Genomic DNA, 18,540 nt, shown 5'->3' on the forward strand with positions numbered 1-18,540 from the left:
GAACCACTTTGCCAGCAGCATGTTTAAAGCAAGTTTCAAATTGCGTGATTAAAGTTAGCCATTGTTCGTGTTCAATATTGAGGCGCTCTAGGATGGTAGGCAGGCTGTGTGAGCAAAGTCCCTTTATAAAGTTTGTGCCAACGTTGAATTACTGCTTCTGTAGTAAATTCATCCGCTTTATCTTTAGTAACAAGCAGCACCACATGCGTATGATTGCTCATCACCGCATAAGCGCATACATCAATAGCAAACACTTCACTTAAAGTATGAATGCGGTCTTCCACCCATTGGCAACGATGCTCAAAGCTTTTGCCGTCTTCCTCACCGCATAAGAATGCGCGGCGTACACAGCGAGAAACGCAGTGATAATATGGCGTATCCAATAAACTAATTTACGACTTTCTGGCTCTAGGTATCAAGACTTTCTAACGTTGGTTTATTCCTTTAACAGTGTGAATAGCTAACCAAATTAAAGAAAGTGTACTGCGGTACAGTTTTGATACCGTCGTGTTATGCCTGTCTTATTAGCTTTACAGCTAGGCCTTTACTGCACTATTCGAATGTAATTTCGTGTTTCAATTATTGTAGCCTTAATTAATCAAACCGTAGTCGCCAACTAACTCGCGATCTACCAGTTTGAAATTTTCTAGCTTCAGCTCTTTCCAATGAGTTTCTGGAATGTGTTCCATAAGTATAATTTGAAACCCTCCTAAACCATTCATAGTATTCACAAAGCGATTAATTTCTATCAAGGCAGTGTCCAAGCTTGCTCTATCATCCTTTGTTTCCCCACTGTAAGGTGTACTCACTTGATCAAGTACTAGAAAAGAAGGCATCCAACTCACCGAGTTCCTTTTTGCTATTTCATGAATTGCCATAAAGTAGGCAAGATGAACATAAAGATAGTTTGAGGCGCTGCCTATATCTTCCATCTTTTCCACTGACCTGCCTTCATCTAAAATTAGATTAATTGCTTTCTGTTTTTCAATGAAAACGGCTTGTGAATTTTCATAACCTTTAAGCTGCAAGTTATCTAGGTGCCCATTTATCAACCTATTAAGTTGTCCAAAAATAAATTCTTTCCTAGATTCAATATCTGAAACACTCCCCTCTAGCTCTATAATTTGAGAATCCAATTTGCCTAATTTATCACTGTAATCAACGGGTGTCGTTTTATCAGAATAAATAGATAGCTTTGCATCCAAGTGCCCCTGATATTTATATATTTTTTCCGGTGTAGCGACACTCCTAGAATTAATCTTTAAGGAACTAATCTTACTATCGATTTGGCTTAATTCATTTTGTAATTGTTTACTTTTCTCTCTGATATCAACAAATAACAAGGATGTTTCATTTTGCTTCCAGCTTGTTTGAACAGCAATCAGTGACTTTTCTAGTTCTAAAAGTAATTTATTTGTATTTGTTCCCGGCAACAGCTCTTTGTAATTATCAAGTAAAAAATTAATCGAGGCTAATGACTCATCGCCCTCTTTCAAGTGCTTTTGATACGATTTATATTCTTCATTGAAGGAAGCATAACGCCTCAACTTATTGCTTAACTTGAACTTTTCGTTTTCCAATGCTGCGATTTCGTCGTTTAAACTAATAAAAGACTCTATTGGTTTTTCAGCAATTGCCTTTAGTAATTCCAAGGATTCTACTGGATCGTCTATTTTGCTGTTAAACAAGCCCAGCTCTTCAGCCTCTTCCTTCAATGCTATTATATCTTCTTCAAATTCAAGTCTTTTGCCAGCAATAGAATCAATTCTCCGCTCAAGGCTTTCTTTTTGAGTTTTTAGTTTTTCTAATCTCTCGCTAACAATTGCACCTTTTGCGTCAACAACACCGATAGCCATACGGAAGACTCTTTCTATGCGCTCAACTAACTTTTGATCCGCGGGTCGAATATATAAATAATCAGGTGAAACTAGGGCTGTTTGATCTTGATAACAAAAAGGCACAAAACTCCTAAATGAAATCTTAGAACCGGCTTTAATAGTTATTCCACCATAAGGAACTTTCAAGTCACTGTTTAGACCCAGCTCTTTGTCTATCAATGATTTGATATTTTTTTGCGACATGTTGTTTACTGGATTCTCTGGAATTTCACCCGAACCGCTAAAATAGGCTGAACTTGTATCTCCTTTATGAGCAGCAGGTCTGCAAATAGTTACCAAGCCCTCTTTTGTGTAAAGCCTAACTCCATACCATTCAGATTTTTTGTCTATGTTTTCTTTCGAGATTCCTTTAGCTGAAGATGCCATTAGACAATAGTCAATTAAATAAAGTATCGATGACTTCCCTTTGCCGGAGTCTCCTGTTATTACGTTTACTGCATTGTTGTCGAATTTAAGATTTCTTAGTTTTCCATTTTTTTGCCAAATCAGGACGTTAGCGATTTGAAAGCTCATATTTTTATCCGTAGTAATGAATACAAAGTAGCGCTGGGCTCTTCAATAAAGCGAGCTACGTTGACAGATGCTAATGCAATATCTGAATATGTTTTGCCAATCGAACTTGCTGAATCTAAAACAGGGTCCCTACAAACTAAATAGCCTTCATCTAACTCAAACAATCCAACTTCTATGCCCATTAGCACCGCATTAGTAGTTGTTATTAAAAGATCCCTATACTTCTCGTTAAACCCAACAAAAATTTCAGATTTAGATGTAACGGTATCTTGTACAGAAATTATTTTCGTATCCTTGCGCTTAAAATAGTTTCTAGCTTTTTTATCAAATAATAATGGAGGTATTAAAAAAACTTTTTCTAAATCAACGGAACCATATGTTGAAACAAAATTTTGTATACAGAGAATGCAAAGAGCTTCATTTTTGAATAAGTTAATCACTTCTTAACTTCCTTATACTTTTTTTTCCAATCTTGCCGCCAACCAAATTTATTCTTGTCAGACAACTCGATTGATTTTCCTTCAATAAGTCCTTTCGCTACATTTGAGTTAGATACAGTAATGGATTGATCGATTGTTTTATATAAACATGACTTTGCAAGGACAGCATGGCCGTCTTCGTCTGAGAATGTCTGCAAATAATTTTGTCGAAAAATGTTTTTCCAGCCCTGTATTATTTCACTTTCAAAAGTTGTGTTTTCAGAATCAGTAAACTCACCGTCCAAAATCAAAGTTTGAATAAACATGCAGCTCGCAGCATATTGGAGAGCGAAGTCCGTTATTTCGTCCTCGTCAATACCAATGTCAGCTAACATCTTGCTGAATAAACCGTCTTTGGGATCGATTTTGTTTATGTTCTTAAAGCTATGATAGCGACCAAAATCAATTTTTCGATCTCCAGCAAGCCTCATAATTCGGTCAAATTGAAAACTATTTCTGAAAGTTTCATAATCTATATTTAACCGTTTTCTATCTTTTATCAATTCAAACTTTTTCACTTTAAAGACTCCTAAAACCTCATATAGAACCGTTTCCGATTGAGATTGCGGAATCGCAAAATATTCTAGTTTTCTGCGAAGCCTAGAAATTATTTTTTCGTAATCGAACACAAAATTTATATTTTCAAAAACACTACGTAATTCAGATTCCGAACATGAATTAAGGTGGTCAACGTATTTTTTTATCGGATTGGTGTTGCAACCTTTTTCTTTTTTTAACTCTGCGGCATCAAGCTTTGCTTTTAATGAAGGTAAGTTTTGAAGAATTTCATCTATTTTCATGGGTTTTGAAATTAGATTCTGAACGATACCAGCTTCAGTTGTAGGCTTCTTGTTTGTATAAAAAGTGAATCTTAGTCTCTTTCCCGTTAATTCATTAAAGGCATTGACCCAGTTGCTGAGTGTTTTCCAAAGATCTAAATCGCTATTAGTTAGAGTTCCATTCTCTGATATCGAGTGCTTCACTTGAACTAAATAGTTTGAACCATCTATTCTTTCGTGATGAACATCATCTAAGACTTCAAGACCAACTATTTCTCCTTGTTTCATGTCAATGAGATATTCTAAACAGACCAAATCTTGATAATCAAATCCTATCTGTTTCGAATCAGCGGATACACTTTCAAAATAATTCACTGATTTAACACTCCATAATCTCTCAGCGTCCGTTCTAATAGATAGAAACTATCGTTGGCTCAAAAAACTCGCTCTAATTTATCCCACTATCGTTGCTTAACAATAGATCAATTATACGAAACGTAATTATCTACATATAGAAATTAAAACTTTATCTTTATTTATCAAAACCATATCACTTATACGGCTTTAAATAAACACATCGCGCTCCACATAGCGGCACAAAAAAGGTGAGCACTAGGCTCACCTTTTCAATTCTCTATGTGTCACAAACTTAATTAAGCATCGACAACCACCCTACCCCTCAATATAACTCTCTATACTAGGGCAAGAACAAATCAAATTACGGTCCCCGAACACATCATCAATTCGGTTAACCGAAGGCCAGAATTTGTTTCTGTGAACTTCTGGTACTGGGTACGCCGCTAGGTTGCGGTCGTAGCTGCGGTTCCAGTCGTTGTCACAAATATCGGCTAAGGTATGTGGTGCATTGTGTAGTGGGTTATCGGTAGCATCCCACTCGCCGCTTTCTACTTTCGCAATTTCTTGGCGAATGCTGATCATGGCATTTACGAAGCGATCTAGCTCGTACTTGGCTTCCGATTCAGTTGGCTCAATCATTAGCGTGCCCGCTACTGGGAAGCTCATTGTTGGCGCGTGAAAACCGTAGTCGTTTAAGCGTTTTGCTATGTCTACTTCGGTTACACCGCTGGCTTCTTTTAATGGGCGCAGGTCAATAATACATTCGTGCGCTACGCGGCCGTTTTGGCCTTTGTACAGTACGTCGTAGTGCCCTTCTAATGCATTGGCTACGTAGTTGGCGTTAAGTATGGCTACTTCAGTTGCCTTACGTAGGCCAGCCGAGCCCATCATTTTAATGTACATGTAGCTTATTGGCAGAATAGACGCGCTGCCCCATGGTGCTGCTGAAACCGCACCGCAGTCTTTGCCTGCTGTTTCAATATTCACTACCGTGTGGTTTGGCAAGAAAGGCGCAAGGTGCGATTTCACACCAATTGGCCCCATACCTGGGCCGCCACCACCGTGTGGAATACAGAAGGTTTTGTGTAGGTTTAAGTGCGATACGTCTGAGCCAATAAACCCAGGTGACGTAATACCCACTTGCGCGTTCATGTTCGCGCCATCCATATACACTTGGCCGCCGTACTGGTGCACAATTTCACACATTTCACGAATGGTTTCTTCGTACACACCGTGGGTAGATGGGTACGTGATCATGGCGCACGATAAGTTATCGCCCACTTCTTCGGCTTTCTTGCGAAGGTCGGCAATGTCTACGTTACCGTTGTTGTCGCACTTCACTACCACTACGTTTAGGCTAACCATTTGCGCAGATGCGGGGTTAGTACCGTGTGCTGAACTTGGAATTAAGCATACGTTTCTGTGCCCTTCACCGCGGCTTTCATGGTAACGCTGAATGGCCAACAAGCCTGCGTATTCACCTTGTGCGCCCGAGTTAGGTTGCATAGAAAGGTTGTCGTACCCAGTTACGTTAATTAACCACTCGGCTAGCTCGGCAATCATTTCTTGATAGCCCACTGCTTGATTTAGTGGTGCAAACGGGTGAATTTGGCCGAACTCTGCCCAAGTTACGGGAATCATTTCAGCAGTAGCGTTTAGCTTCATGGTGCACGAACCCAATGAAATCATTGAATGGTTCAAGGCTAAATCTTTATTCTCTAGGCTTTTAATATAACGCAGCATTTCAGTTTCTGAATGGTACTGGTTAAACACTTCGTGAGTAAGAATATCGCTAGTGCGTACTAGGTTTTCTGGAATAGCATTAGTAGGCTGCGTGGTAACTTCGGCATCAAGCGCATCTACACTTAAGCCGTGGTCGCTGCCTAGAATAACGGTAAACAAAGTAGCAATATCTTCACGGGTAGTGGTTTCATCAAGCGAAACCCCTACAGCGCCTTCTAAGTCGGCACGTAGGTTTAGCCCGTGCTCGTAGCCTTTGTTTAGTACGGCGTCTTTGTTATCTACCAATACGGTTAGGGTATCGAAATAAGTACTGTGCTTAAGGGCGGCACCTTTTTTCGTTAGGCCTGCCGCTAGAATACTGGTTAAGCGGTGTATGCGCTGAGCAATGGTTTTTAAGCCTTTAGGGCCGTGGTATACGGCGTAAAAGCTGGCCATGTTAGCTAGCAGTACTTGCGCGGTACAAATGTTCGAGTTGGCTTTTTCGCGGCGAATATGTTGCTCACGCGTTTGCAGCGCCATACGTAGTGCTGGGCGGCCACGGGTGTCTTTACTAACGCCAATAATACGGCCAGGCAATGAACGCTTGTAGCTGTCGCGTGTTGCGAAGAATGCAGCATGTGGGCCACCGTACCCCATTGGCACACCAAAGCGTTGTGCGCTACCTAGGGCAACGTCTGCACCTAGTTCACCGGGCGATTTTAGCATTACCAAGCTCATCAAGTCGGCGGCTACTGCCACTATGCCTTTTTTGGCTTGTACCGCAGCAATAATATCGGAAATGTCGGTTACTTCACCGGTGGTGCTTGGGTATTGTAACAACGCACCAAATACATCGTGGTTAGCGGCATCACTTGCTGGGCCGGTAATAATACCAAAACCAAACATTTCAGCGCGCGTAGCTACTACATCGTGGGTTTGTGGGTGTACGTCATCAGCAATAAAGTAGCTGCTGGCTTTTTTGTTTTTAGATACGCGTTTAGCCAATGCCATGGCTTCAGCTGCTGCGGTGCCTTCATCAAGTAATGAAGCAGACGCTAGCTCTAGGCCTGTTAAGTCGATGGTTAACTGTTGGAAGTTTAAAATGGCTTCTAAACGGCCTTGGGCAATTTCTGGCTGGTAAGGCGTGTATGCTGTGTACCAACCTGGGTTTTCTAATACGTTGCGTAGAATAACATTGGGTACGTGGGTATCGTAATAACCCATACCAATAAACGAGCGATTAACCGTGTTTTTGCCAGCCACTTTTTTCAATGCCGCTAATGCATCTACTTCGGTTGCCCCTTCGCCTACTTTTAACGGCTCGGGTAGCGCAATGCCAGCCGGTACGGTTTGCGCAATTAAATCGTCTAACGATGTTGCGTCAATAGCCGACAGCATTTGCTGAATTTCTTCTTCGCCTGGGCCTACGTGGCGGCGAATGAATGCGTCTTTTTGCTCTAGTTGAGCTAATGTAGGAGAAGTATTCGACATAACGTTGTTAAGCACTCGCAATGTATTGCCCCGAAAGGCAGGATAAAACACAAATAAAAACGTAAAGATAAAAAGGGGCTAATTAGAAGCCCCTTTTTAATAATTACTGGTTACTACGCTTCCATTTAGAAGCAACTAACGAATTACTCTTCGTCAATGCTGTTTTCATAACCTTCAGCGTCTAATAAGCCTTCAACTTCTTCGGCATCATCCGCTTTAATTTTGAATAACCAGCCATCGCCGTAAGGGTCTGAGTTTACAAGCTCTGGTGAATCTTCTAGTTCTTCGTTAACGCCAACTACTTCGCCGCTAATAGGGGCGTAAACGTCTGAAGCCGCTTTAACCGATTCAGCAACAGCGATATCGTCGCCAGTGCTCACGGTGTCGCCAACGTCTGGCAACTCTACAAATACCATATCGCCAAGCAAGCCTTGAGCGTGCTCAGAAATACCTACTGTAAATACACCATCGCCGTCTGGACGAACCCATTCGTGGGTAGATGCGTAACGTAAATCTGTTGGAATGTTGCTCATAATCGTTCCTGTTATTCTCTGTTAACTTATAAAACACTTTTTCCGTTGCGAACAAAGGAGGGCTTAACCACTTTTACTGTAACCCACTTTTTGCGCATTTCCACCTCAACCGTTTCACCAACATCTGAAGGTACTCGTGCTAACGCAACAGAGTGGCCTAATGTAGGTGAAAATGTACCTGAGGTAATAATGCCTTCGCCGCTTTCGGTTTTAATTTTTTGACCGTGGCGCAACACGCCTTTCTCTGTCATTACTAAGCCAACTAACTTGTCGGTACCGGCTTCGCGCTTTGCTTCTAATGCGCTGCGGCCAACAAAGTTACGATCTGCTGGTTCCCACGTAATAGTCCAGCCCATGTTAGCGGCTAGTGGTGATACAGTTTCATCCATATCTTGGCCGTACAAGTTCATGCCTGCTTCTAAACGAAGGGTATCGCGCGCGCCTAAACCACACGGTTTAACGCCTGCGTCTAGCAAGTCTTGCCAGAAGCTGGCTGCTTGCGCGGTAGGCACCATAATTTCGTAACCTGCTTCACCGGTATATCCTGTGGTAGCAATGAATAAATCTTCAGCTTGTACGCCGAAAAACGGCTTCATGCCTGCGACTGCTTCTTTTTGCGCGGCACTGAAAAGCGTTGCGGCTTTTTCTTTGGCATTAGGGCCTTGCACAGCAATCATGGCGAACTCTGGGCGTTCGGTAATAGATACGTCGAAACCTTCGGCGTTACTATTTAGCCAGTTCATGTCTTTTTCGCGTGTGGCTGAATTAACTACTAGGCGATAGTTAGTTTCATCGAAGTAATACACGATTAAATCGTCTACCACGCCGCCTTCTTCATTAAGCATGCCGCTGTATAGCGCTTTGCCTTTTACTTGAAGTTTAGCAACGTCGTTTGCAAGAAGGTGTTGAAGGTATGCTTTAGCTTGTGTGCCTTTAACATCAACAATGGTCATGTGCGACACGTCGAACATGCCTGCATCTTGGCGAACAGCGTGATGCTCTTCTATTTGCGAACCATAGTTAATTGGCATATCCCAGCCAAAGAAATCAACCATTTTGGCACCAGATTCCAGGTGCTTTGCATGTAGGGCGGTGGTGTTAGACATTCCACTTTCTCTTAGGTAAGGGTAGAAAACGCTATCGAGTATAGTGAGTGAAATAAGGCGCAACAAATTGAAAATTCTTATCAATACATTTATAAAGGTAATGTATACGATTTACTACATCAGGAATTCAAATCTTAATGAAGCAGCTATCGCTAGATAATTTGCGCACTTTTGTGAGTGTTATAGAGCTTGGCGGCTATGCTAAAGCCGGTGAATTCGTGGGTCGGTCGCAGCCCGCTATTAGTTTGCAAATAAAAAAACTAGAATCCCAACTAGAAAGAAAGCTGTTTACTAAGGTAGGCCAACGGCATTTACCTAGCGCCGATGGCAATTGGCTTTATCCTAAAGCAAAAGAGTTACTAGAACTTAACGACAATATCTTTAAAAGCCTAATTCCTGCGCCTTTAAGTGGCCGTTTGCGCTTGGGTATTCCAAATGAATTTGCATCAACGTTACTGCCAGGGCTTATTGGTGAATTTTCGAAGCGCTACCCTGATGTGTCGCTAGAGGTAACATCATCGCTAAGCCGCGATTTACTACACCCCAGCCAGCGGGATCATTTCGATTTAATTTTAGCGCTGGTAAACCCTAATGAAGATACTGAAGGGGAAGTGGTCCTAGAAGATGAAATAGTGTGGGTGGGCGATGCCACCCTCCCTTTAGTAGGCGATAGCATCCCGCTGGTGCTGGCCCCCGATGGCTGTATGTACCGAAGCCGTGTAATTGAAGAACTAAAACAACAAACCTTTGCATGGAAAATTACTTACACTAACGCCGATTTAGGTGGCTTAGTGGCGGCTATTCAACAAGGCTTAGGTATTACCGCCCTCGCCCGTTCAAGTTTGCCGCAAAACGTTTCGCCGCTTAATCACCCAAAACTGCCCAAATTAGGCAGAGTGAATATCTGCCTTTTCAACCAAGACACCCAACATCCTGTCATTAGTAAAACCTTAGCAGAGTTTATAACCAGTAGATTACGGGCTTAGCCTAGTTAAAAACTGATGGCGTTAGGTAAAATTGAACTGGGGTTAGCGTGAAAAAAAGCCGCAATTTATATAAATAAATGCGGCTTTTGTTTTTAAATCACGCACCATGTTTTACGTAAAGTGGATGACATGCGTTGTTAATAAATATCCAAATAAAACAAAGATTGTAACGTCATAGTCTCATCTTGAAGGTAGTTTGGGTTTCTATCGCAGGTATTTTCAGTGCCATCAATGATGCCCGCTAATACTTGCCCGCCATCTTCTCTGCATACCGTGCGCTGGTGAGGGCGTTCGCTTCTAAGGTTAGGATTTGTTGAACCGGGAAAAACGTCATCAAAACCTACTGAATCAAGGTGTTGCGCTACGGGTGACCATGTTTCGCCCGGCCCTCGGGGATCTTTCCAGTAATAGCAGTAGCCACCCGTTAAAAAGGTCCAACTATCTGCGCTAGCCCGCGACCGTTGGTCGTGATAGTTACCATGAGAATATTTCCCCACATACACAACAGGATGCTCACCATCTTTTTCTACTGTTTCAGCAGCTTTAGTATAGCGCCCGTTGTGCTGCCAGTAAGTCACGTGCTCTAGCTCATGATTTACTACATGAACGGTAATCGCCTCCCAATCGTCTGCGTGCCCACTATCCCACGTGGTACATCCGTTTTGATCGCCATAATAATTCCAGTAGGTAATTAATTTGTGTGTTTTACCGTTAACATCTTCTTCGTACGCTTCCCAGAAAACAGGAACCGTTGTAGTTTGATATTCACTTCGAGTAACGCATTCCCCGCTATTTGTTCCGTTGGCAGGGTTAGTCGGCCAACATTCGTTATCTGTTCTTAACTTGTACACAGGTTTGAAGTCATTCACGTCATCTGCATAGGCATTTTCAATTTGCCCAGCAAGTCCCACAACAACGCAAATTAGGCTTACATAGAAATGTAGTTTCATTTTATGTCCTTTTCTGTTTAGGTTATTTATTGGTTGTACACGCCTATCTCAAATAGCTTTTCGAGATACCAAGAAGAGTTCTGCGCTAAGCATCTTGGGGACAACAAACAGCATGAAATTTATGTGACAGAGAGTGATGTAACCACCACCCGAAACAAGAACATAAGCAAGATGAAAGGCATACCGGTATTACCACAACGGATTCTGGTATGGCATTACTTAAAAAACAGGTATAGTTTCTTTTTTTAACGACAAAAAATGCAAGAGCCCATAACTAAATGGTGACTATCAAAGATGTAGCCGCCCATGCTGGCGTAGCGTTCAAAACGGTATCTCGCGTTGTTAATAACGACCCCACTGTAAAGCCGGCCAATCGTGACAAAGTATTAGCGTCTATTGAAGAACTAGGCTATCGCCCAAATCGTGCTGCGCAAATGACTAGGCGGAAAAAATCGGGAGTAATTGGATTTATTGCTGATGAGCTTTTGCGTGTGCCTTACACTTTCGATCTTATTCGCGGCGCGCAAGACTTAGCGTGGAAGAATAATAAAGAGCTTATGGTACTTAACGTTAATGTTGATAAATATAGCGTAGAAGGTGCTATCAATCATTTGTTAGGGCATAGAGTTGAAGGCATTATTTATGCGGCAATGTATCATCGGGAAGTAACGCTGCCTGAACAACTTACCCCTGTTCCCACTGTATTAGCGAATTGTTTCGACCCATCAAAGCGATTTGCCTCAATCGTGCCTGATGAAAAAGAAGCTGCCAGAGAAATTACTGCCAAAATGCTGAATAAAGGCTACCGTCGTATTGCCTTCTTAAACTTGAATGAAAATATTATTGCGGGGCAGCAGCGTAAAGCAGGTGCTGAACAAGCTTTTGCCGAACATAAAGGGAAAAATTGCGAACTGCATATAGAGTCAGTCATTATTGGTGAAGAAGGCAGTGAGCGCTCAGTAACGCGCCAACGGGCAGCTGAACTTATCGAAAACTTTAAACCCGATGCAATTCTTTGCGGCCAAGACCCAATGGCAGTAGAAGTCTATTTTGTGGCACAATCTTTAGGTTTAAAAGTGGGCGAAAACATTGGCATTGGTAGCTTCGATGACTGGGATATCATCCCCACGCTATTGCAACCATCTCTTACCACCATGGCACTCCCTCACTACGACATGGGCCAATGGGCCATAAATTATCTTTTAAACGAAAGAACCGATATCGTTAGTCAAACGGCAAAATTTAACTTAATTAATCGCGACTCATTTTAAGGTTTGGTTGTTGAAGTGCCGGCGTCGCCTTGTTTTTATCTTCTAACACCCGCCAAGATATCGCTACGTTTAGGGTTACCACTATTCCTAGTACCAAATACGCATTGGCAAAACCAAACGTATCGTACATTTCACCCACTAGCGACGACAGCGCTGTCGTTACCACCTGCGACATCACATTAAATCCAATTAAGTAAATCGTTGCAGAGAGCCTAGCGTCGAAGTTTACCGTTATGTATTTGAATATACTCACTAACAAGAGGGGTAATTCTACGGCATGCAGAAGCTTCACCATCGATATTGAAATTGTGTCGTCAACTAAGCCTGATGCAAGAATACGTAGCGCCATAATAGCGCCACTCAGTAACAAGCCATTCTTTGCACCAACCTTGTTTACCACGTATGGCGCCACAAACATCAGGCCCGCTTCCACAAACACTTGAGTCGAATTTAAGTACCCATAGAATCGGTTACCCTCTTCTACACTGGGGAACATTGCTGCAAAATAGATAGCAAATTGCTGGTCGTAAATTTGATACAGACAAGACACGCCCATAACGTAAAAGCCTAAGCGCCAGAATGAACCTAGCTTCAAAAGCGCAAATACATCCATTGAAGAGATACTGGTTCGATGCGACGATTGTAAATCAAATTCGTTTGTTGGAAGTCGAAGTACACAAACAAAAAATGCTGCGCCACTCACACTCGCAATCCAAAAGTTGACCTGCGGGCTAATGTTGAAAATTATCCCTGCAGCAAATGTTGCCACCGCCCAGCCTAATGAACCCCACAATCTCGCTCTACCAAACTCGACACCATGCTGACGCCCTATACGCTCAATTAGCGCCTCTAATGTACCTACCGCAGCACCAAACGCTAACGCGCTGTAGAGTGCGCCAACACAAACTCCCGTAAAAAAATGATGGGTGAGTAAAGGTTGGTAGACATACACAAAAAATGGCCCAACTGCGATGGTCAATAAAGCTAAAATACGGAGCAATTGCTTACCGGTACCCAACTTGTCTTGCACTACGCCATAAACCGGCATAGCAAACAATGCAGCTAGCGCGTTTGCGGCAAATACAATACCGGTTTGTTTGCCAGATAACTGTAACGTTTGGTTTAGCCAAAGTGGGAAAAGCGAGTAAGCGAACGACCACGTTAAGAAAAACGTGAACAAGGCCAGTGCTGAAGACCAATACGCGGTACTAGGCCGCTGCCGTAACATGCAACCTAGTACTGACGTTGAATGGACTTTATTTTTTAGCATAAATAGATGCTAAACGCGCACCTAACACTGAGTGAATTTCAGTAGTATCATCGTTAGTTTTCAGCGTAGTGTAAACCGATTTCGGAAAGACCAGCGCTGTCATAACAGTCAAGCCATCATCAATGAATACTTCAACTGACCCACGATCTGCAACCACAGTCACGCTAATTTCATCTCCTTCGTAGTTAAGAAGCGCGCGTTGCGTACTGCCAAACTCGCTATGAAACTCTGTTTTACCCGACAAACTTCTATCTAACTTAACGACATTAGATTTGGTATCTATTACTAGGCCAATACTCTCACCTTCATCGTTTGCCAAGGTTATGCTAGAAATTGGGTTGTTTTTACTATCAATATTAAATGAGAAAATAGATGCCGTGTTGCTTCGTTTTCCGACCGCTTCTTTTACTATCAGAGAATCCCCAGCAGTAAGTGTCTTCAAACTCGTCTCTTGTTGTTTCAGTTTGTAGACTTCTTTTGCCAACTTGCTTTTAACCCGCAAACCATGATTACTATTAACCAGTATCAATTCCCTGGGCAATGTCATGGCACTTCTAAAATTACTTGAAGGCACTTCATTGGCATATAGCCAGTTGCTCATCCAACCCATAAACACATGACGCTGTTCATCACTATTAGGTGCTTTGAAGAACGTAACCCCTGCATAGTTATCGGTTCCGTAGTCTAACCAAACGGCTGGTTCAATTTGATTTCTAGCGGGGTGATCTGAAAATACAAATTGATCAACCAACACATGACCCCAACCTCCGGTTTCATAATCAATGATTTGAAGTTGAGCATGTTGGCCTTCATACGCCGCAACATCCCAGCTCACATTGCGTAATATATTACGGTTCTTACCCGTTGCCGACATCACCACTTTATTGTCGACTAGCAAATTAACGCCCACTTTTTCCGTGTGCTGCCCACCTGCCAATTTAAAATTAATAAACGGTTTTTCTATCAAAAACTTCGGTGATGTCAGAGAACCGGTAGATAAATCGCCGTCTTTAAAACTATTAATAAGATGCTGCCCTTCAAAGCCTTCCGGCATAGGCTGAGCACCGTGTGAGCCCGCGGTGGGACCACCATTAAAAGCATCACCTTTTGTGTGCCAATCGTTAATTTCCTGTTCAAAATCGGCAAATACAGTGCCCTCTGGAAACTCTGCTGGCGTCTGAGCTAACGCTTGCTGCCATGTATCATCAAGGACGAAGTTTTTACCATCAAAGTCGCCCACGAAGTACTGCGTAGCTGAACCGCCATTTGGACCGCCCGGCATGATGCTTACAAGTAGTACATATCGATATTCATCGGTGCCAGCTATTGGCATAAGAATCAATTCAGGGCACTCCCATACGCCGCCGTGACTCCCCATGTTTTCACCGAAAGTACTTTCTAACTTCCACTCTTTTAAATTCTCTGAACTGTAAAACCCAATATGGTCTTTTTGTGCCAGTGCCATAATCCACTGCTTAGAGCCCTCATGCCACATGACTTTGGGATCTCTGAAGTCGCGAATGCCTGGATTTTCCACCACTGGGTTTTGAGCGTACTTCTGCCAAGTTCGCCCCTTATCTAAACTGTAGGCCATGGCTTGCGTTTGAAAATCAATACGCCCCGCTTTTTCAAGCTCTGGATTGTGATAAGTGTACAGCGCCACGATGGGTGGATTTTCCTTTGTTCCTAACCCGCTAGAATTGTTCCAGTCGACCACGGCACTTCCCGAGAAGATAGTCCCCTGTTCATCGGGGTAAAGCGCAATGGGCAAATGCTCCCAATGCACTAAGTCTCGACTAACAGCATGCCCCCAATGCATGGGCCCCCAAACCGAAGCATTTGGGTTATGCTGATAGAAAAGATGATATTCCCCATCAAGATAAAACATACCATTTGGATCGTTCATCCATTTTTCTGGTGGCGTGAAATGGGCCTGCGGCCTAAATTTTTCGTTGTACATGGGGGCCAATCCTGTTGTATCTGTAGTGCGATTCACTACCGAGCTTTGCATTGAACAACCAACTAATGCAGTTGAGATTAAAACGCTAACTAAATATTTCATTGAATTTTAATTTCCTATTCCGATAACTCAGAAGCCACATCTTCTAATGTGCGTCCTTTGGTTTCAGGCATCATGAAACGTACAAATATAAGTTGTAGGAACATGGCTAAAGTAAAAAAGAAGAAGACTTGAGATGCGCTGAAGGTGGCTAACACTTGAGGCATCGCCAAGGTGATGATGGCAGCAAACACCCAGTGAGTTCCGCTACCCAGAGACTGGCCTTTAGACCGCACAGAATTGGGGAATATCTCGGCAATAAACACCCATATGACAGCACCTTGTCCCAACGCGTGTGAAGCAATGAAAACAAAAATAGCGACAACGACGAGTGTGCCCCCCACATCACCGTAAAAAGCCCAACTAACCGTTGCTAAAGAAAGGATGTAGCCAATTGAACCAACGTACATTAATAGCTTACGTCCACATTTATCAATTAAGCTTATCCCCACCATGGTGAACACTAGGTTCACCAACCCAACGCCGGCGGTAGACAATAACGCATTACTCGCATCAAGCCCTGCCATTTCAAAGACCCTTGGTGCGTAATAAATAATAAAATTAATACCCGAAAGCTGATTGAATGCCGCAATCAAAAATGCCAACGTAATCGGCAACTTATATTCGCTTTTAAACAGTGAAGTGTTGGGCTGACGTTTTGCAGACTCGCGTACCTGAGTAATGGTATTGTCAATATCATCACTACCGAGTGCTTGCATTATTTCACGAGCTTCCTGCTCCTTGTTGTGTTTAAGAAGTAACCAACGAGGACTCTCAGGTGCTTTAAGTACTAGAAGTAAGTAAACCAAAGCGGGAATGGCTTCTATTCCCAACATGACTCGCCAGTCTTGAGGAATGATACCAGTCAGTAAATAGTTAGATAGAAAAGCGATGAGGATGCCAAACACAATTTGGAACTGATACGTTGCAACTAACCGACCTCGCAGGTTGGCAGGAGCAATTTCAGAAATGTAAGCCGGTACAACAATAGAAGAAATCCCTACGCCCACTCCGCCAATAAAGCGCAGAATAGCAAAGGTATAAGGGTCTTGTGCTAGTGCAGAGCCGATAGCAGACAAAAGATAAAGCACACCAATAATAACCAGTGTTTTTTTACGCCCCAACTTATCGCAGGGGATGTTTCCGGATAATGCACCAAGTACGGTTCCCCACAGTGCAGAAGACATAACAAATAAGCCATGTACCAGCGGTGAAGTTCCCCACAGCGCTTGTATAGCTTGGTCAGCACCAGAGATGACGGCAGTATCGAATCCGAATAAGAACCCGGCAACTGCAACAGTAACCGACCATGTAATTATTTTATTCATAGTTATATGTACAACAAGTAAAGCCCCCTTATTAGGAATAATCTCTAATAAGGGGGGCGGCTGAATTAGTAGCCTGGGTTTTGAATGTAAATACCGCCGCTCAAGTTAATCTGTTGATTAGGAATAGGCAGGTATTCGTGCTTGTTTTTGGTGAACTTAGCATCAACTAAGTAGGGCTTGCGGCTTTGCTCCACACTAAGGTATGAGTCGATGGTTTCTTTCGCGATCCCCCAACGAACCAAGTCGAAGAACCTATGCCCTTCAAGGCCCAATTCTAAGCGACGCTCAAATCGAAGCGCTTGGCGTGCTTGCTGTTTTGAAGTGAACGCCGTATAGGTGCTAATACGGTATAAACTGGCGTTATTGAGTCTCTCGGTGCTGTTTGCGGCACGCTCACGAATTCGATTAATTATCGGTATCGCTTCAGCAAACCTATCTAGTTCAATTAATGCCTCTGCTTTCCAAAGCAAAACGTCTGAATAACGAATAATAGGTGTATTCAACGAGAAGATTGGGAAGGGGCCGTTCGCTCCGCGGCAATCACACTCAGGGTTTTCCATGTCTTTTATGGCGTTAAAATTGCCGTAAATAGCAGGCGCACGGGCCCAAGAATCGCCACCGTGAATGTAATTCTCATCATATTTGAAGGGCTTGCCTTCCATTGCAACGGTGTGATCTAAGCGTGGATCAACATAGTCGGTCTCTACACGATAATTTGCATCGTTGTACGAATCGAACTGTGGCAAGCCATCTTGGTCGGTTTTAAACGCATTAACAAAGTTTTCGGTTGGCACATGAAAGCCACAACAACCAAACCCACTTTCGCTTGAAATAGGAGCATTTAGCGCACTAGGCCAACTGCCTCGGCCATCTGGTGAGCCATCGTTAAGCGAGCGCTGGATTGCAAATACCGACTCTTGCCCATTCTCAAATTCAAACAGAAAATTCTCTGCATAGTCATCGGCTAAACTAAAAACACCACTGGCTTCAATTTCATCAACTAAGGCAACCACTTCATTAAGCTTGTCTTGATTGATATTGACCACGTTGTGCAGATCGTCTTGCTCGTATGCTTGATAAAGTAAAGTTTTGGCTAAAAATGCTTTCGCAGATAACGCTGACGCTCGGCCAACATCCACTTGTACATCTGGCAATGTTTCAGCACCTACACGGAAGTCTTCCGCTATTTTGTCCCACAACTGCTGATCGGTAAGATCGCGGTTGCTAGCAGACAGAATATCTTCCTGTGTCATGGTTTCATCAATCCAAGGGATATGTTTATGATGAATTTTCAAGTCAAAATAAAAGAAACCACGAATAAACCTAAGTTCTGCAGACTGCAAATTACCATTAGGTAGCTCGGCGGCAGGCGTTTCATTAATAATTTTAAGCGCAGCGTTCACCCGCGAAATGCCGGTATAGTTCCGCGTCCACTTTTTATCATTTAAATCGATAAGATCGGGAGGGAACGATTCCATATCGGGTACCAACGGCTCGTATAGCGACAAGGCATGGTAGGCGAATATATCTGAGGGACCATTCCCGCCTTTATGGGCATCGCCCGCGCGTAAGTTTCCGGTAGGCCAAAGAAAATTAGGTGCTGTATAGTGATCATTACCTATATAGGAATACGCCGCTATCACGAGGGCATCTACATTTTCTGCGGTAGCAACCTGCTCTTCAGTGAGCACTGCTTGGGGTGCCGTATCTAATTGATCACTGCCGCCGCAAGAGGCGACCGACAGCGCGACTAAACTACTTGCTAATAACTGTGTTACTCGTTTCATAATTCAAATCC

The 18,540-nt window shown here is 43.0% G+C and carries 13 protein-coding genes and 1 pseudogene; 2 read left to right on the forward strand and 12 right to left on the reverse strand.

Annotation, left to right across the window (positions count from 1 at the left end):
- Window positions 1–104: 104 nt before the first annotated feature.
- The 7 genes and pseudogenes from AV939_RS20400 to gcvT form a co-directional block, all read right to left on the reverse strand.
- Window positions 105–392: pseudogene (locus tag AV939_RS20400) on the reverse strand (transposase); the annotation flags it as partial.
- Window positions 393–590: 198 nt separating this feature from the next.
- Complete coding sequence (locus AV939_RS14985) at window positions 591–2,411, reverse strand: DUF3732 domain-containing protein (protein ID WP_082746060.1); 1,821 nt, start codon at window positions 2,409–2,411, stop codon at window positions 591–593.
- The gene (locus AV939_RS14990; protein ID WP_061997841.1) at window positions 2,408–2,851 is read right to left on the reverse strand and encodes a three component ABC system middle component; all 444 of its coding nucleotides are present in this window, start codon (window positions 2,849–2,851) and stop codon (window positions 2,408–2,410) included. Before AV939_RS14990 ends, AV939_RS14985 begins: the two co-directional genes overlap by 4 nt.
- Complete coding sequence (locus AV939_RS14995) at window positions 2,848–4,044, reverse strand: hypothetical protein (protein ID WP_061997842.1); 1,197 nt, start codon at window positions 4,042–4,044, stop codon at window positions 2,848–2,850. Before AV939_RS14995 ends, AV939_RS14990 begins: the two co-directional genes overlap by 4 nt.
- A 297-nt stretch (window positions 4,045–4,341) precedes the next feature.
- Window positions 4,342–7,239, reverse strand: coding sequence for an aminomethyl-transferring glycine dehydrogenase (gene gcvP / locus AV939_RS15000; protein ID WP_061997843.1), 2,898 nt, complete (start codon window positions 7,237–7,239; stop codon window positions 4,342–4,344).
- Window positions 7,240–7,382: 143 nt separating this feature from the next.
- On the reverse strand, window positions 7,383–7,772 hold the full coding sequence (gene gcvH / locus AV939_RS15005) for a glycine cleavage system protein GcvH (protein ID WP_057790052.1): 390 nt from the start codon (window positions 7,770–7,772) through the stop codon (window positions 7,383–7,385).
- Between the two features lie 26 nt (window positions 7,773–7,798).
- Window positions 7,799–8,878: a glycine cleavage system aminomethyltransferase GcvT gene (gene gcvT, locus AV939_RS15010; RefSeq protein ID WP_061997844.1), complete on the reverse strand. Its 1,080-nt coding sequence runs from the start codon at window positions 8,876–8,878 to the stop codon at window positions 7,799–7,801.
- 137 nt (window positions 8,879–9,015) lie between these two features.
- Here gcvT and AV939_RS15015 point away from each other — a divergent pair, with 137 nt between their 5' ends.
- On the forward strand, window positions 9,016–9,864 hold the full coding sequence (locus AV939_RS15015; RefSeq protein ID WP_061997845.1) for a LysR family transcriptional regulator: 849 nt from the start codon (window positions 9,016–9,018) through the stop codon (window positions 9,862–9,864).
- A gap of 137 nt (window positions 9,865–10,001) precedes the next feature.
- Here the strand turns inward: AV939_RS15015 and AV939_RS15020 are convergent, their stop codons facing one another.
- Window positions 10,002–10,814, reverse strand: a complete 813-nt coding sequence (locus AV939_RS15020; RefSeq protein WP_061997846.1) for a hypothetical protein — start codon at window positions 10,812–10,814, stop codon at window positions 10,002–10,004.
- Between the two features lie 278 nt (window positions 10,815–11,092).
- Here AV939_RS15020 and AV939_RS15025 point away from each other — a divergent pair, with 278 nt between their 5' ends.
- Window positions 11,093–12,085: a LacI family DNA-binding transcriptional regulator gene (locus AV939_RS15025; RefSeq protein ID WP_061997847.1), complete on the forward strand. Its 993-nt coding sequence runs from the start codon at window positions 11,093–11,095 to the stop codon at window positions 12,083–12,085.
- On the opposite strand, the gene AV939_RS15030 is transcribed toward AV939_RS15025, so the two are convergent.
- The 4 genes from AV939_RS15030 to AV939_RS15045 all read right to left on the reverse strand — a co-directional run bounded on the left by AV939_RS15030 (window position 12,066) and on the right by AV939_RS15045 (window position 18,529).
- Entirely contained in the window at window positions 12,066–13,355 is a 1,290-nt protein-coding gene (locus AV939_RS15030) for an oligosaccharide MFS transporter (RefSeq protein ID WP_231751129.1), read from the reverse strand. The two genes, AV939_RS15025 and AV939_RS15030, sit on opposite strands and share 20 nt — an antisense overlap.
- Window positions 13,342–15,417, reverse strand: coding sequence for a glycoside hydrolase family 32 protein (locus tag AV939_RS15035; protein WP_061997848.1), 2,076 nt, complete (start codon window positions 15,415–15,417; stop codon window positions 13,342–13,344). The genes AV939_RS15030 and AV939_RS15035 overlap by 14 nt, the downstream gene beginning before the upstream one ends.
- Window positions 15,418–15,431: 14 nt before the next feature.
- Entirely contained in the window at window positions 15,432–16,742 is a 1,311-nt protein-coding gene (locus AV939_RS15040; protein ID WP_061997849.1) for a sugar porter family MFS transporter, read from the reverse strand.
- Between the two features lie 65 nt (window positions 16,743–16,807).
- Complete coding sequence (locus tag AV939_RS15045) at window positions 16,808–18,529, reverse strand: RagB/SusD family nutrient uptake outer membrane protein (protein WP_061997850.1); 1,722 nt, start codon at window positions 18,527–18,529, stop codon at window positions 16,808–16,810.
- Window positions 18,530–18,540: the final 11 nt, after the last annotated feature.

The organism is Alteromonas sp. Mac1 (genome assembly GCF_001562125.1).
Taxonomy (GTDB): domain Bacteria; phylum Pseudomonadota; class Gammaproteobacteria; order Enterobacterales; family Alteromonadaceae; genus Alteromonas; species Alteromonas stellipolaris.